Annotated in this window: 17 protein-coding genes; 11 read left to right on the top strand and 6 right to left on the bottom strand. The window is 50.2% G+C overall.

Features of this window, described 5'->3' with window-relative positions; translation table 11 throughout:
• Nucleotides 1-12: 12 nt before the first annotated feature.
• A complete protein-coding gene (locus NOM72_RS00290) occupies nt 13-1,608 on the bottom strand; it encodes a CTP synthase (protein WP_023469561.1) in 1,596 nt (531 codons plus the stop codon).
• Nucleotides 1,609-1,878: 270 nt separating this feature from the next.
• Nucleotides 1,879-2,403, bottom strand: coding sequence for a DNA-directed RNA polymerase subunit delta (rpoE, locus tag NOM72_RS00285; protein WP_023469562.1), 525 nt, complete (start codon nt 2,401-2,403; stop codon nt 1,879-1,881).
• A gap of 170 nt (nt 2,404-2,573) precedes the next feature.
• Between rpoE and NOM72_RS00280 the strand changes: the two genes are divergently transcribed.
• The 4 genes from NOM72_RS00280 (at nt 2,574) to NOM72_RS00265 (ending at nt 4,366) form a co-directional block, all read left to right on the top strand.
• A complete protein-coding gene (locus NOM72_RS00280; RefSeq protein WP_023469563.1) occupies nt 2,574-3,017 on the top strand; it encodes a GNAT family N-acetyltransferase in 444 nt (147 codons plus the stop codon).
• A 45-nt stretch (nt 3,018-3,062) separates the two neighbouring features.
• Nucleotides 3,063-3,380 (top strand): ArsR/SmtB family transcription factor, encoded by a 318-nt coding sequence (locus NOM72_RS00275; RefSeq protein WP_023469564.1) that lies wholly within the window; start codon nt 3,063-3,065, stop codon nt 3,378-3,380.
• A gap of 65 nt (nt 3,381-3,445) precedes the next feature.
• Entirely contained in the window at nt 3,446-3,874 is a 429-nt protein-coding gene (locus NOM72_RS00270) for a DMT family transporter (protein WP_023469565.1), read from the top strand.
• 12 nt (nt 3,875-3,886) lie between these two features.
• On the top strand, nt 3,887-4,366 hold the full coding sequence (locus NOM72_RS00265; protein WP_023469566.1) for a DMT family transporter: 480 nt from the start codon (nt 3,887-3,889) through the stop codon (nt 4,364-4,366).
• 394 nt (nt 4,367-4,760) lie between these two features.
• Here NOM72_RS00265 and NOM72_RS00260 read toward each other — a convergent pair whose 3' ends face one another.
• The 3 genes from NOM72_RS00260 to NOM72_RS00250 are packed head-to-tail and all read right to left on the bottom strand — an operon-like array spanning nt 4,761 to nt 7,020.
• Nucleotides 4,761-5,231 (bottom strand): heme-degrading domain-containing protein, encoded by a 471-nt coding sequence (locus NOM72_RS00260; protein WP_023469567.1) that lies wholly within the window; start codon nt 5,229-5,231, stop codon nt 4,761-4,763.
• Nucleotides 5,219-6,268: a Gfo/Idh/MocA family oxidoreductase gene (locus NOM72_RS00255; RefSeq protein WP_255997282.1), complete on the bottom strand. Its 1,050-nt coding sequence runs from the start codon at nt 6,266-6,268 to the stop codon at nt 5,219-5,221. Before NOM72_RS00255 ends, NOM72_RS00260 begins: the two co-directional genes overlap by 13 nt.
• Nucleotides 6,265-7,020, bottom strand: a complete 756-nt coding sequence (locus tag NOM72_RS00250; RefSeq protein ID WP_035395763.1) for a DeoR/GlpR family DNA-binding transcription regulator — start codon at nt 7,018-7,020, stop codon at nt 6,265-6,267. Before NOM72_RS00250 ends, NOM72_RS00255 begins: the two co-directional genes overlap by 4 nt.
• A 127-nt stretch (nt 7,021-7,147) precedes the next feature.
• Between NOM72_RS00250 and NOM72_RS00245 the strand changes: the two genes are divergently transcribed.
• The 4 genes from NOM72_RS00245 to NOM72_RS00230 all read left to right on the top strand — a co-directional run bounded on the left by NOM72_RS00245 (nt 7,148) and on the right by NOM72_RS00230 (nt 10,647).
• A complete protein-coding gene (locus tag NOM72_RS00245; RefSeq protein WP_023469570.1) occupies nt 7,148-7,981 on the top strand; it encodes an SDR family oxidoreductase in 834 nt (277 codons plus the stop codon).
• 94 nt (nt 7,982-8,075) lie between these two features.
• The gene (locus NOM72_RS00240) at nt 8,076-9,641 is read left to right on the top strand and encodes a sensor domain-containing diguanylate cyclase (RefSeq protein ID WP_255997280.1); all 1,566 of its coding nucleotides are present in this window, start codon (nt 8,076-8,078) and stop codon (nt 9,639-9,641) included.
• A gap of 12 nt (nt 9,642-9,653) precedes the next feature.
• Nucleotides 9,654-9,983: a potassium channel family protein gene (locus NOM72_RS00235; protein ID WP_023469572.1), complete on the top strand. Its 330-nt coding sequence runs from the start codon at nt 9,654-9,656 to the stop codon at nt 9,981-9,983.
• Between the two features lie 13 nt (nt 9,984-9,996).
• The gene (locus NOM72_RS00230; RefSeq protein ID WP_050678853.1) at nt 9,997-10,647 is read left to right on the top strand and encodes a hypothetical protein; all 651 of its coding nucleotides are present in this window, start codon (nt 9,997-9,999) and stop codon (nt 10,645-10,647) included.
• Nucleotides 10,648-10,700: 53 nt separating this feature from the next.
• Here NOM72_RS00230 and mgtE read toward each other — a convergent pair whose 3' ends face one another.
• Nucleotides 10,701-12,053 (bottom strand): magnesium transporter, encoded by a 1,353-nt coding sequence (mgtE, locus tag NOM72_RS00225; protein WP_255997277.1) that lies wholly within the window; start codon nt 12,051-12,053, stop codon nt 10,701-10,703.
• A 230-nt stretch (nt 12,054-12,283) separates the two neighbouring features.
• On the opposite strand from mgtE, the gene NOM72_RS00220 reads away from it, so the two are divergent.
• From NOM72_RS00220 to NOM72_RS00210, 3 genes are read left to right on the top strand one after another with little or no spacing between them, the layout of a single operon-like run.
• Entirely contained in the window at nt 12,284-13,021 is a 738-nt protein-coding gene (locus NOM72_RS00220; RefSeq protein WP_055969370.1) for a metal ABC transporter ATP-binding protein, read from the top strand.
• On the top strand, nt 13,018-13,863 hold the full coding sequence (locus tag NOM72_RS00215; RefSeq protein ID WP_023469576.1) for a metal ABC transporter permease: 846 nt from the start codon (nt 13,018-13,020) through the stop codon (nt 13,861-13,863). Before NOM72_RS00220 ends, NOM72_RS00215 begins: the two co-directional genes overlap by 4 nt.
• Complete coding sequence (locus NOM72_RS00210) at nt 13,860-14,777, top strand: metal ABC transporter substrate-binding protein (protein ID WP_023469577.1); 918 nt, start codon at nt 13,860-13,862, stop codon at nt 14,775-14,777. Before NOM72_RS00215 ends, NOM72_RS00210 begins: the two co-directional genes overlap by 4 nt.
• The last annotated feature ends 1 nt before the right edge of the window (nt 14,778 follow it).

Here is a 14,778-nt window from a genome sequence, read left to right as displayed (position 1 = left end):
TTTGAACATGACTTATTCACCAAGTGAAGCTTGGATGAAGTCATGGAAAAGTGCTTGTGGACGTTCTGGACGCGAGATCAATTCTGGGTGGAATTGACACGCGACGAACCATTTGTGTTCTGGAATTTCGATGATCTCAACGAGACGACCGTCTGGGCTCGTACCTGAGAAGACCATGCCGTTTGCTTCGAACTGCTCGCGGAATTCGTTGCCGAACTCATAACGGTGACGGTGACGTTCGTAGACGAGCTCGCTTGAGTACGCGGCACGTGCTTTCGTTCCATCTTCGAGTTTACATGGGTAGAGTCCGAGACGGAGTGTACCACCGAGGTCCTCGATGTCTTTTTGTTCTGGCAACAAGTCGATGATCGGGTATGGTGTCGCTGGGTCGATTTCCGCTGAGTGTGCGCCTTCAAGGTTGAGGACGTTACGTGCGAATTCGACTGTCGCGAGTTGCATCCCGAGACAGATACCGAAGAACGGTACGTTGTTCTCACGTGCGAAACGTGTCGCTTCGATTTTCCCTTCGATACCGCGTTCTCCGAATCCACCAGGAACGAGGATTCCGTCTGCTGAACCAAGTAATTCGTTGACGTTTTCGCGTGTCACGTCTTCTGCGTTGATCCAGTCGATTTCGATGTCACTGTTGAAGGCGAATCCAGCGTGTTTTAATGCTTCTGCGACCGAAATGTACGCATCACGCAATTCGACGTATTTCCCGACGAGTGCGATCTTCGTCGTCTTCTCGAGGTGCGTCACTGTGTGAACGAGTTGTTTCCAAGCCGTCATGTCAGCAGCTGGTGTATCGAACTTGAAGTAGTCACAGACGAGTTGGTCCATACCTTGGCGTTGCAAGTTGAGTGGTACTTCATAGAGTGTCGATGCATCTTGTGCTTCGATGACTGCTTCCGGACGTGTGTCGCAGAAGAGAGCAATTTTATCTTTCATCTCTTGTGGGACTGGGTGCTCCGCACGTAAGACGATGATATCTGGTTGAATACCGTAGCTACGGAGTTCTTTGACACTGTGTTGTGTCGGTTTCGTCTTGAGCTCACCTGCTGCTGCAAGATACGGAACGAGCGTACAGTGAACGTACATGACGTTTTCTTTCCCGATATCGTTTTTCACCTGACGAATGGCTTCGATGAACGGAAGCGATTCGATATCCCCTACTGTTCCACCAATCTCTGTGATGACGACGTCAGCGCCCGTTTCTTTTCCAGCACGGAAGACGCGATCCTTGATTTCGTTCGTGATGTGCGGAATGACTTGGACCGTTCCACCGTTGTAGTCGCCACGGCGTTCCTTCTTGAGGATCGTCGAGTAGATACGTCCAGACGTGACGTTCGCGTTCTGGCTCAAGTTGATGTCGATGAAACGCTCGTAGTGACCAAGGTCAAGGTCTGTCTCCGCGCCATCATCCGTGACGAACACTTCTCCGTGTTGATACGGACTCATCGTACCTGGGTCGATGTTGATGTACGGATCGAATTTTTGGATCGTGACATTGAGGCCACGGTTTTTCAAGAGACGAGCGAGCGATGCAGCGGTGATCCCTTTACCGAGTGACGATACGACGCCACCTGTTACGAAAATATACTTTGTCATGTTAAATATTGCTCCCTTCTCTAATTCACATCTCAACAATACAGAGGTGGTAAAAACAAAAAAGCAAAAGTGCCCCCATTGGAATAGGAGACACTTTTGCTGAAATAAGCACGTTGCTTAAAGAAGCCCATGACTAACTTACGTCATTCGGAAAACTTCGTCAAGCCTAATTTTTCAAAGAAAAATTTCCGTGCTCGTTCGTCAGCCGTCAACGAAAAAACTGCCATTTCTATAGGGAAATAGCAGCTGTACAGTTGTGGTTGATCGTGCTTAGACTTCCTCTTCTTCTTCGAAGTCTTCTAAGTCTTCTTCGTCGAGATCATCATCGAGATCATCGATGGCTGCGACTTTTTTGAACGTATCATCGTCTTCGCTGTCGTCAGCTGAATCATAGTCCGCTGTCTTCGCGAATGTATCAAGATCGTCTTCAATCGTTTCGAACTCATCTTCTTCTGCATCATAGTTGAACTCTTCTTCAAACTCATCGAGTTCTCCACGTTGACGCGCTTCGATGACGAGATCCTCATCCGACTTATCGAACGGATACCAAGCGCGGAGTGACCAACGGTTTGCTCCGACGTTGACGAAGTTTCCGTCGATGTTCATGTCTGTATAGAGTTGAGCAAGTTTCTCGAACTTGTCTTCTTCATCTGTAAACGTATGGTACTTTTCGATTTCTGACGTGATGTCATCGAACGTGATTGGCTGTTCGCCAGCTTCTTGCAACATTTCGTTGACGAATTCGATCAGCGAAAGATCAGTAATCTCTTCTTTACTTAAACGGCTGAGGCTCATTGTGACGGCCACTTCCTTTCATTTGCGTTCAATCCATTACTTCTCATTATACGCAAAACGGCTTTTAAAAATCCAGTCTCTATTTAAAAAAAGCTCGAATTGATTCTCGATTCGTGTTTTTCCCACTCCCGAAAAAGGAATATCCAAGGGAGAAGAAGGAGGAATGACAGATGGAGATGACAATCGAACGGGTCAACGATTTTGATGACTTCAACTGGTTACCAATCTTATCAAAGAGTACACAGGAAGGCTATCCCTTCATCGAACGGATGCTACGTGAACGCCGAAATGAAACGTATCGAGAAGACGGAGAAGCAATGTTCGTCGTTTTGTCGCTCTCCGGTCACGTCATTGCGTGCGGGGGTTATATGAAACAAACCGACGCGATCGACGTCGGTCGGATTCGTCATGTCTACGTCTTACCGGAAATGCGACATCACGGTGTCGGTACGCAACTGCTTGAGAAAATCATTCCAGAAGCGCTGTTGACGTATTCCGAGCTCTGGCTCTATACGGACGATGCCAGTACATTTTATGAACGATTTGGTTTTGAGCCGTATACGGCAACTAAGGTGACACATCGACTTTTAAAGCATGCATTCGTCCAACCTTAAGTGTCTTGGATTGACATATCGAGAATCATCGATTAGTTTAAGCGTATGACAAATCAAGTGGATCTATTCAAGGCATTATCGAACGAGGTACGTCTTGATATCTTACGCTGGCTCAAGGATCCCGAGACTCATTTCAATAAGCCGACGGCCCATCTCGCGACGAATCTGTCGGACAAGGGAGGCATCTGCGTCGGAGATATCCAAGAGAAGGCGAACTTATCTCAATCGACCGTCTCCCAATATCTTGCGATGTTGCAAAAAGTCGGATTGCTCGAATCCGAACGTCACGGCAAATGGACGTATTACCGGCGAAATGAAGAAAAAATCCAGGAGCTCGCAGCGTACCTCAAAGGAGAACTTTGATCCGTTCTCCTTGCCTTACATATCGACATTTCTCGATATTTAGATTCGTGAAAGGATGAATTCTGTTGAAAATCGTGTATTACGTACTCGCGTTACTTGCGGGTATCGCTTTAAGTGTCGAAGGAGCCATCTATGGTGAACTCGGGAACTTCGTCGGAAAACTCGAAAGTAGCTTTTATAATTTCTTCGCCGGTACGATCATCATCGGACTGATCGTCCTCTTCTTCGGAAAAGGTTCACTCGGCTATACATTCCGTGCACCGAAATGGACCTTGCTCGGTGGTCTGCTCGGTAGCATCTACTTGACGATCCTGATCATCAGCATCCCGCTCGTCGGTGTCGGTCTCGCCATGATCAGTGTCATCATCGGACAGATGATCGCCAGCATGGTCATCGAACATTACGGCTGGCTCGGTAGTCCGAAACGTCCGATCAATCGTGACAAGCTGACGGCTTCTGCTTTGATGCTCGTCGCTCTATTTCTCATCTTTTAAGGAGGTTCGCTCGTGAATATTCTATTGCTCGGTTTTACATTACTCGGCGGCGTGATGCTGAGTGCCCAGTCTTCGATCAACGGTGCCTTCAGTCAAAAGGCAGGGGCTCTGGAAAGTACGTTCCTGACTTTCTTTACCGGAATGCTGATTCTCGCACTCGCCATCCTATTCTTTGGTCAAGGAAACGTCTTGCTCTTGCTTGAAGCACCACGTTGGCAACTCAGTGCCGTCCTATTCGGCGTCAGTTATCTCTTCCTGACGATTCTTGCTGTTCCGCAAATCGGTGTCACGGCAGCTAGTATCGCGACCGTCATCGGTCAACTCGCAGCAGGGATGGTCATTGATCACATCGGTGCGTTCGGTGGCGTCGTCGTGCCGCTCGACGGAAAACGTCTGCTTGGTCTAGTTGCGATGCTTGCTGCGCTTTACTTCGTCTATCGCGGGAACACACGCAAAGACGTGTCCGCTTCATCTGATTCGATGGCATCGTGACGATTGTCCTCACGATTCGTTCACGCGCTTTCCTCAGGCGAGACACAAGCCAGTCTCGGCTGTCAGTGACAGCCGACACGGGTCTTGTTTGTCTCTGACAGCGCAATATCTTGCGCTTTTTCCTGTAGGAGTCGCGTGAACAACGTGAGTCCGACTGTTTCTCATGATCTGTCAAATAGAACATAAAAAAACCGAAATGCTGAAGTGGATCTACTTCAGCATTTCGGTTTTTTCGTGTCGAACGATCCGTTGATGAACGTGCAAGACGAAGACTCCTGCGGGAAAAACGGAATGGGTGAGACCCCGTAGGCGCGAATGCGGCGAGGAGGCTCGCCTTCCGCCCGCGGAAAGCGAAGTCTTGCACGAGAATCAACACTTGTGTTTTATAAATACCTTATTGCCCCAGCTGTTGTCTCTTAAGTAAGCGCAACGCTTCCGTCGCGAGGCGATGATCCGCTTCCTGCGATAAACCGGAAACGGTGATCGTACCGACGACACCGACTCCTTCGATCCGAATCGGGAACGATCCACCGGCATCGGCATAATCAGCTGGCGAAACGGCATACATCGAGTGGTACGAGCGATGTTTACTTTCATTATACCGACGCATGTAGAGCGAGCTATAGCCATGCCGCAAGACGACGTTCGATTTCCGGCGGATCCACTCTTCCTGATCCGGTGCCGTACCGTCGAGCGCCGCGTAATATAAACGCTGTCCATTCCGTTTGATTTCAACGGCGATCGATAAGTTCTCCTTCATCGCCCGTCCGATCAATTCATGTCCCATCCCGATCGCTTCCGTATTCGTCAAGGACGTCAAGACGAGTTCGTCCTCTTCCGCTAGCAACACCTTCAATTCTTCCATGCATCCCATTCCTTTCGTAAGAGGCGTCGTCCTTCATCACTGCTGATACGTACTGCTTCAATCAAACGCATCGTTTTTTCCGCGTCGCGTAAATCGACAGGTACTCGTCCCCTGCGAAGTCCTTCCGCCAACTGTTCATAAAACGTCGCATAACTGCCTGGAAGTGTCGCGAGACGCTCGACTGGCTGATCAGCGATTTGAAGGTAACCGTAGGAATCTACTTCATCTTCACCGAGCTGTTCGTTCACCGGATGACCTTTCGCAAGCCGTCCTTCTTGCGGGTCCATTCCGTATTTAATGTAACTGCCGCGCGTCGCATGAAACTCGAAACGTGGTGTTGGTCCTTGAATGAAGGACGTCGAACGGAGAATGACACGACGCGTCCCGTAGTGCAACGTGATATGGAAACCATCATCAACGACAGCACCGTCACGTTGCAGGTAGACGTCGCCCGTGAGTGCATCCGGTTCTCCGAACAAGGCAAGTGATTGATCGAGTAAGTGTGAGCCGAGATCAAACAGGATGCCGGCGCCACTTCCCGCTTGTTCCCGCCAGCGTTCCCGAACGACCGGACGATAGCGATCAAAGCGTGATTCGATGACTTGCCAGTCGCCGATCTCGTTCATTTCCATCAATTGTTCAAGTGTCAGGAAGTCCCCGTCGAAGCGACGGTTTTGATAGATGGCGACCTGCACCCCGTGTTGTTTCGCTAACGTTTGCAGCGCTAGTGCTTCTTCGATCGTCACGACAGCCGGCTTTTCGAGTAAGACGTGCTTTTTCGCTTCAATCGCTTGTTTTGCCATTTCGAAATGCAGTGCCGTTGGTGTCGTGATGATGACGAGCTCCGTGTTCTCATCCTGCAAGGCTTCTGCAAGTGTCGCGACGACCGCCGCATTACTGAAATGTTGTGCCACCTGCTCCGGTCGACTCGAGACGACTTGCGTCACTTCAAATGCCGGTAATGCCTGTAAGAACGGAACGTGGAACGTCACCGCTGAAAAGCCGAATCCGACGAGCGTCGTTTGAATCGGGTTCATGTTGTTTCCTCCTCTGTCACGTCGAGATCGACATGATAATGATCTAGTCGTTCTTGCCACGTTGCGTCTGGTACTTGATCCGTAACGAGCACATCGATTTGCTCCCAGTCACAGACCTTATGCAAAAAACGCTTATTGAATTTCGTATGGTCTGCGAGGACGATGACACGGGTCGCACTTCGAATCATCGCTTTCTTTACGACCGCTTCTTCGAGTTGTTCCGCAAAAAGTCCTTCTTCCGTCAATCCACATGCTCCAAGAAACACACAATCAACTTGATAATTCAGGATGTCGTCTGCCGTCTTGATCCCACTCAAGCTGCGCGCATGCCGGTCGAAACGTCCTCCCGTGACGTACAGCTCAATATCCGTGCGAGCTCCGACATAGTCTGCGATGTCGAGTGAGTTCGTGATGACTTGTAGTGGATAAGGCGGAAGTGCTCGTGCCATCTCAGATACCGTCGTTGCAGCGTCGAGCAATAAGCGATCGTTCGCTTGGACGTGACGCGCTGCACGCTGTCCGATCCGCCGTTTTTCCGGTTTCTCTGTCCGTTGCTCATATGCAAGTGTTCCACCAGCACGGACTAATCCATTCTTAACGCGAATGATCTCCCCTTCTTGTTCGAGGGCGATGACGTCACGACGTGCAGTATCCCGTGAAATCTGATACTCCTGCATCAATTGATCGAGCGAAATTTCAGGACTCGTCTTGATCCATTCCCGCATCTGTTGCAACCGTTCGATTTGCCCCATCGATTCCTGCCTCCTTTTTTCTTTATATTAAGTTTTTTCATTACAATATGCAATTTTAATGCAAATAGTTCAACAGTAATTCGGGTAAATAATAGAAGACAACTACTTTCAGAACGGAGGAATAGATATGCAAACGATGTTGATCACGGGTGCTTCTTCCGGTATCGGTCTTGCGACGGCGCGGCGATTCGCAGACGCCGGATGGTTCGTCTACGCTGGTGTCCGGAGCCCAGACGAAATGACCGTATCATTACCGACGCTTACCTTCTTGCCGCTCGATGTGACGGATGAAACAAGCGTGAAAGCAGCCGTTCGTCAAATTGAACAAGAAGTCGATCATCTCGACGTCGTGTTCTGTAATGCCGGTCATGGTTTGCTGCGCGCACTCGGTCAAGCAACGAGTTATGAAATCAAGCAACTCTTCGAAACGAACGTCTTCGGTGTCATCCGAACGATCGAAGCTTGTCTCCCCTTACTCAAACAAGCACCGGACGGTAGTCACTTACTCGCGACTTCAAGCGTCAGTGGTCTCGTCGGTCAACCGATGAATGAACTGTATTGTGCCAGTAAGTTCGCGATCGAAGGGCTGTTCGAAAGTCTTGCGACCTACTATAAACCGTACTTCAACATCGACGTCACCCTGATTGAACCAGCCGCCGTCGAGACGAACTTTACCGCAACGGTTCTCGATCAACTTGAACGGACGGGCGGCTTACACGAAGACGACTTCAAACCGATCATCACGGCCTATTTGCAGACGTATCGGACGCGACATGCCGATCGCCAATCGGCAGAAGCCCTGGCTGAGGTGATCTTCGAGGTCGTCCACCGTGACGAACGTCCGTTACGGATCCGGACGACAGAAGCCGATGAACATTTCGTCGCCCATAAGACACATCATGATCCATCAGGTCTCGAAGGGATCGCCAAAATACGACGACTGACATTAAATCTCGACTGATTTCCCTTTTTTTGAAATTTCAATCCGCCTAAGCAATCTTCGCCCACTATACTGAGACTATCTACCTAAAAATTATCTAGAAGGGCGGAACGCCATGCCATCCTTGTTTCTTTTTACGATCGTCTATCTGATTCCGACCTTCATCATGTTCTACATGTCGATTGATATATTTTTACGCAACCCATCACGTCCGCAACACCGACTGCTGAGTTTATTCACGTTCGCTTACGGGATGTTGTTCCTCGGTGAATTTTTCCGAAACGCCTCCCCAATCGAGTCGAGTCCGGCGTTCGTGACCTACTGGTTCGGGAATGCGGGTCTAATCGTCTTCAGTACATCGCTCCACTTCATCTTTCGCGTCTCGAATTTGTGGAAACGAATGCCACGTTTACTGTACCCATGGATTTTCTATCTGCCAATGGGCATCGTGCTGACGACATACGTCTTCCAGACGAACGTCATCAACAGTCAGCAATTCACACAGGTCGGGCAGTTCATTTACCCTGAATTCAACACACAATATTTAGTGACGATGACGGTCGGAAACGTCTTTCACCTTCTTGTCATCGGTCTGCTCGTGTACGCACGGACACACTTGAAAGATGCACGTCGTGGCATTATCAATGTCTTACTCAGTGTCGCGATTCTCGTTCTCGCGTGGGATATCGTCTTCGGCTACTGGTCGTTCTACGGCATCATGCCACCGTATGCCTATATGTATGGCGGTTTGTTCTGGGCAGGAGCACTGGCGATCGCAATGCGCCGATTCGATTATCTCGCGTCCTATCAGAAGCGTTTCGCGACGCTCTACAATTTGAATCCTTCGGCAATCCTGCTGCTCGACCGGGATGGACGAATCGAGAGTGCCAACCCAGCCGCTCATCGCCTGTTTGAGACCGATGACTTAACGGCATGTACGTTTTCGACCTACTTGCCGGATAAAAAACAAGCCGATTGGTCGCTGCATTATATGACGCACTTTTTATCACAGCGGAAGTTCAACGAATTCGAAACGAAGATTTTGACAGCACAACAGCAAGAACGCTACGTCGTCATGGATGCCGATTTCGTCTTCATCGAACAGGAACTGCACGGGATGCTGTTGATTCGTGATATCCAGTCCTTCAAGGAGGCCGAGCAGACGATTCGTTTCTTCGCCTACCACGATCCGTTGACGAAGATTGCGAATCGCCGGAGCTTTTATGAACGTGCAGCGCAAGAGTTACTCGAACTTGATCACGCGGCGATCATCGTCGTCGACCTCGATGGTTTCAAAGCCATCAACGATACGTATGGACATCAAATCGGTGACGCCTTCTTGATTCATATCGCTCGCCTACTAGAACACCATGCGGAACAGAATGGATTCGCTGCCCGTGTCGGTGGCGACGAATTCTTCTTACTCTATCGTCATCCGTCTGTCGCTACGCTCCATACTTATGCCGCAGACCTGTTGACGTACTTGCAAGACAACCCTTACCGGTTCGCTGAAGAAACCATTGAAATCCGAACGAGCATCGGACTCAGTTACTCACCCAATCATGGCGTCGATCTCGACACGCTGATTCAGCATGCTGACCAAGCGATGTATCGTGTCAAACATGCCGGAAAGAACGATTATTTCATTCATGATACGATGGACTCGACGCAACGATCCTAAAGGAGAGATTCCATGATTTCTGTACTGACGATTTTTTCACGCTTATTCAAGGGATTGCGCCGCGCCTTTCACTTATCTTACTTTCGTGGTCTATTGATTCTCTGCCTGTTGACACTCGTTTCCGGTACAATCTTCTATAGCACGGAAGAAAACCTGTCGATAGTGGATGCACTTTACTTTTGTATCACGACACTAAGTACGGTCGGGCATCCAACGTTCGTTCCGACGACGACGCTCGGTAAGGTCTTTACGATGGCATACATCACGATTGGCTGCGGGCTGTTCTTAACACTGATTGCCACGTTATCGTATGTCCTGATTAAACAACCGGAGGATGAATAAGGGGGAATGATCCATGCGCCAAGCCGCCATCCAAAATAATTTCGATTGGTGTCGCCTCGTCTGTGAGTCAGCCGGTTGCCGGGTGACAGAAACTGATTCGACCTGGCACGCTCAAGGAAACGTACCAAGCTATTATCCGGAACTTATGGTCCGGCTTCCCCATCAGCGAATTGGTGTCACGGATGTCTACAGTATCAAGGACTGCACGGCAAGCTATGATTTCTCGAGTGCCGGTCTCAGTCATCTGTTCACAGCGGAATGGATGACCCGCCCTGCCATACTCGATCGCCGTGCTCTTCCCGTCGATTGGTCCGTCGTGACGGATCTCGATCAGTTCGCTCGCTTCCAGGCTATCCAGGCAACACCGGAGTTGCCCACAACGTTATGGCAACATCCCGCTGTCCGATTCTTCTATTCGGAGGCGCAACAAGCAAGTTGCATCGCCTACTCGAATCAAGTGACGACCGGACTGACGTACGTCAATTCCGATTACCTCGACGAACGCTTATGGGATGATATCGCACGTTTGAGTTCAGCACATTTTCCCGGTCAATCGCTCGTCGGTTACGAGTATGGTGATCACCTGATCACGGCGCTTGAAGCCGGCTTTGACGACGTTGGTCCACTCGCGATCTGGATTCGCACGACGAATGATCACACATGAAAAAACCGAACCGATTCCTTTCCTCTTGACGAAAGTGAATCGGTTCGGTTTTTTTACATCAAGCGGCTAATGAAGGCCGTTGCGATCCCGAAGTAGACGAGGAGCGACAAGATATCGTTCAACGTCGTGATCAATGGTCCGGATGCAATCGCCGGGTCAATCTTTAGACGATGTAAGATGAGCGGAATGATTGTTCCAGCAAGTGTCCCAAAGATCAACGTGATGACGAGCGAACTGCCGACGACAAGTCCTAAGACGGCACTCCCTTGCCAGACGTAGGCGATGACGGCGATCAAGATACCACAAATGATACCAATGATTAAACCAACCCAGAGTTCTCGCAGGATTAATCGAGTCGCGACCCGCTTATCGACTTCACGCGTGATCAATCCGCGGACGACGACCGCGAGCGATTGAGTACCGGTATTTCCGGTCATCCCGGCAATCATCGGCATGAAGAAGGCGAGCGCGACGACTTTTGAGAGAGTCTCTTCGAACTGACTGATGATTGATCCGGAGACGAGCCCGATGAACAGTAGCAAGACGAGCCACGGTAAACGACGGGTCGCAGCAATCCACGGCTTCGTCTCGAAATCAATCGATTTACCGGACGCCGAGAGTTTCTCGATATCTTCGTTCGCTTCTTCCCGTAAGACGTCAAGCGCATCATCGACCGTGATCAATCCAACGAGAATGTCGCCCTCGACGACGGGTAACGAGACGAGATCATAGCGTTCGAACAATTGCGCGACCTCTTCTTGATCGGTCTCTGCTGCGACTCGGATCACCTTCGTCTCCATGACGTCACTGATCCGTTCCGTGTTTTCAGCTAGAATGACATCCCGGTATGAGATGACCCCAACGAGTTCACTGAGTTGATTGACGACGTAGACATAGTTGATCGTCTCCGAGTATTCGATGTAGTCGCGCATTTTCTCGACCGTCTCACCGACCGTGAAATCCTCGCCGACCCAGATAAACCGGTTCGTCATCAAGCGCCCGGCCGTTTCCGGTGGATACGTCAAGAGATTGCGGACGATCAGAGCCTCGTCCGTCCGCATGCTACCAAGCAAACGGTCGGTCTCTTCCGGTCCCAGTTCCTCAAGTAAATCCGCGACGTCATCGTTTTCCATTAAATCGAGGACGTGCCCGGCACGCTCGACGTCCAAACGACGTAAGACGGCGAGACGTTGCTCCCCTTCGAGCTCCTCGAGGACATCTGCCAATCGCTCGTGATCGAGATAGTCGAGGAGTCGTGCCTGATCGTCTTCGCCCAACTCTTCATACACTTGCGCGATATCATACGGATAGACCTCTTCGATGACTTGCTGTGCTTGCTCCCGCTTTTCCTTCGCGAGCGCATCGAGCAATAACCACTTCCATTGTTGTTCTGCTGTCTGACGCAATCTCCTCACCCCCATTACGATTCTGCCTTTTCATCTTAGCACGAGTTGATTCGCGATCGATATCGAAAAACAGTTGACATCTGTTTCCTACGGCTTTAAAGTTTGCCTTAAGGAAACATTATTTGTAGACCGAATCTTTATCCAGTAATTGGAGTTAAAATTTTTACCCTATTTTTTGCCCTAAGGAAACTTTCCTTCTATATACCACAAAACCAAAGGAGTGATCATTCATGTACGCCCTTGACGTTGATCGTCTCACCGTCTCTTATTTTGATACCCATGCACTCGACGGAGTGTCCGTTCGCCTCCCGGTCGCTTCGTTGATTGGCATCATCGGACCGAACGGTGCTGGTAAATCCACATTCTTAAAAGCCGTCCTCGGTCTGATCCCGGCTCGTATCGAGCAGTTACGCGTGCTCGACCAATCACTCGAAGACGTCCGGTCACGCGTCGCTTATGTCCCACAACGAAGTGCAATTGATTGGGATTTCCCGGTTCGTGTGCAGGATGTCGTGTTGATGGGCTGTTATCCGAAGCTCGGCTTATTCAAACGACCATCGAAAGCACAAAAAGCGTTCGCCATGGATTGTCTCGAACGCGTCGGTATGTCCGATCATGCTGAACGCCAAATCGGTGAACTGTCAGGCGGACAGCAACAACGGGTCTTTCTGGCGCGTGCCCTTGCCCAAGAAGCAGAGCTACTATTGCTGGACGAACCGTTCGTCGGCATCGATGTCGCGAGTGAGCAGATGATCATCGAGCTCTTACGGACACTCCGAGCCGAAGGGCGGACGATTGTCGTCGTCCACCATGATTTGCATAAAGCAGAAGACTACTTCGACACATTGATGCTGTTGAACAAACAACTGATCGCTGTCGGTCCGCCGTCTGATATCTTGACACCGGAATGGCTCGAACCAGCGTATGGCTTACCGCTATTCGAACGACGCAAGGAGGGACGAGGATGACGTTCATCGAGGCATTACTTCAGTATGAGTTCTTACAAAAAGCGATGATCACCGCCGTCATGGTCGGCATCATCTGTGGTGTGATCGGCTGTTTCATCATCCTTCGCGGAATGTCGTTGATGGGGGATGCAATCTCGCACGCCGTTTTACCTGGTGTTGCGATTTCCTATCTACTCGGAATCAACTTCCTGATCGGTGCTGTCGTGACGGGTCTCGTGACCGCACTCGGAATCGGCTTTGTTAGCCAGAACAGTCGCATCAAGAACGATACGGCAATCGGAATCATGTTCACATCCGCCTTCGCCCTCGGGATCATCCTGATTTCGTTCTTGCGTAGCAGTAGCGATCTCTATCACATTCTGTTTGGTAACGTCCTCGCGGTCCGTCCGAGCGACATGTGGATGACCGTCATCATCGGATTGATCGTCCTCGGTGGAATCTTCTTGTTCTACAAAGAGTTGCTGATCAGCTCGTTTGATCCGACGATGGCGCAAGCCTATGGACTATCGACGCGTTGGATTCATTACGGACTGATGACGTTACTAACACTCGTCACCGTCGCTTCACTTCAGACCGTCGGCATCATCCTCGTCGTCGCGATGCTGATCACACCGGCAGCGACCGCGTATTTACTGACGAACCGCCTCTCACGGATGCTGTTCCTAGCGGGAGGCTTCGGTACGTTGTCCGCCATCATCGGACTGTATTTCAGCTTTACCTATAATCTATCTTCCGGTGCGTCGATCGTCCTCGTCGCGACGACGTTGTTCGCCCTCGTCTTCGTCTTCTCACCACGTCACGGTCTGATGCGTCACCGGAAACGAAAGGAGTCTACTGTATGAAATTAAAACTTTTTCTGTTCGTCCTCCTCAGCACGGTCTTGCTTGCTGCTTGTTCGACACCTGCAGAAGATAACGGGAAGCTGAAGGTCGTTGCGACATATTCGATTCTCGCTGACCTCGCACGTGAGGTCGGTGGTGAACATGTCGATGTCCACAGCATGGTCAAGATCGGGGCAAACCCGCACGAGTATGATCCACTTCCAGCAGACGTACAAGCGATGGCAGATGCTGACGTCGTCTTCTACAACGGGTTGAACCTGGAAGCCGGCGGTGCGTGGTTCGATAAACTCCGGGCAACGACTGGCAAAGACGCGTCTGACGCACCAGTCTATCGTTTAAGCAAAGGCGTCGAACCGAAATACCTGACGACGAAGGGCAAAGAATCGGAGACTGATCCGCATGCGTGGCTCGATATAAGCAATGGGATTCGCTACGTCGAAAACGTCAAGCAGGCATTAATCAAGGAAGATCCGAAGCACAAAGCCGACTACGAAAAAAATGCCGATGCCTATATTAAAAAATTGCAGACGCTTGATCAGGAAGCGAAAAAGCAGTTTGCCGCTATTCCGAAAGCAGAACGTCATCTCGTCACGAGCGAAGGAGCCTTCAAATACTTCGGAACTGCCTATGACGTCAAAGCGGATTATATTTGGGAGATCAACTCAGATAATCAAGGAACTCCGGCTCAAGTCCGCCGGATCGTCGATACGATCAAGGAGCAAGATATCCCAGTCCTGTTCGTCGAAACGAGCGTCGATCGGCGGAGCATGGAAACCGTCTCAAGGGAGACTGGTGTTCCGATCGGTGGTACTCTCTTCACCGACTCACTCGGTGCACCGGGTAAGGATGGCGACACCTACTACAGCATGATGCAAGCAAACATCGAGACGATCACGGAAGCACTCGCCAAGTAAG

This window comes from Exiguobacterium sp. LL15 (genome assembly GCF_024436095.1).
Lineage (GTDB): Bacteria > Bacillota > Bacilli > Exiguobacteriales > Exiguobacteriaceae > Exiguobacterium_A > Exiguobacterium_A indicum.
Note: the sequence above shows the minus strand (reverse complement) of the source record. Positions and strands in the feature narration are given on the sequence as shown.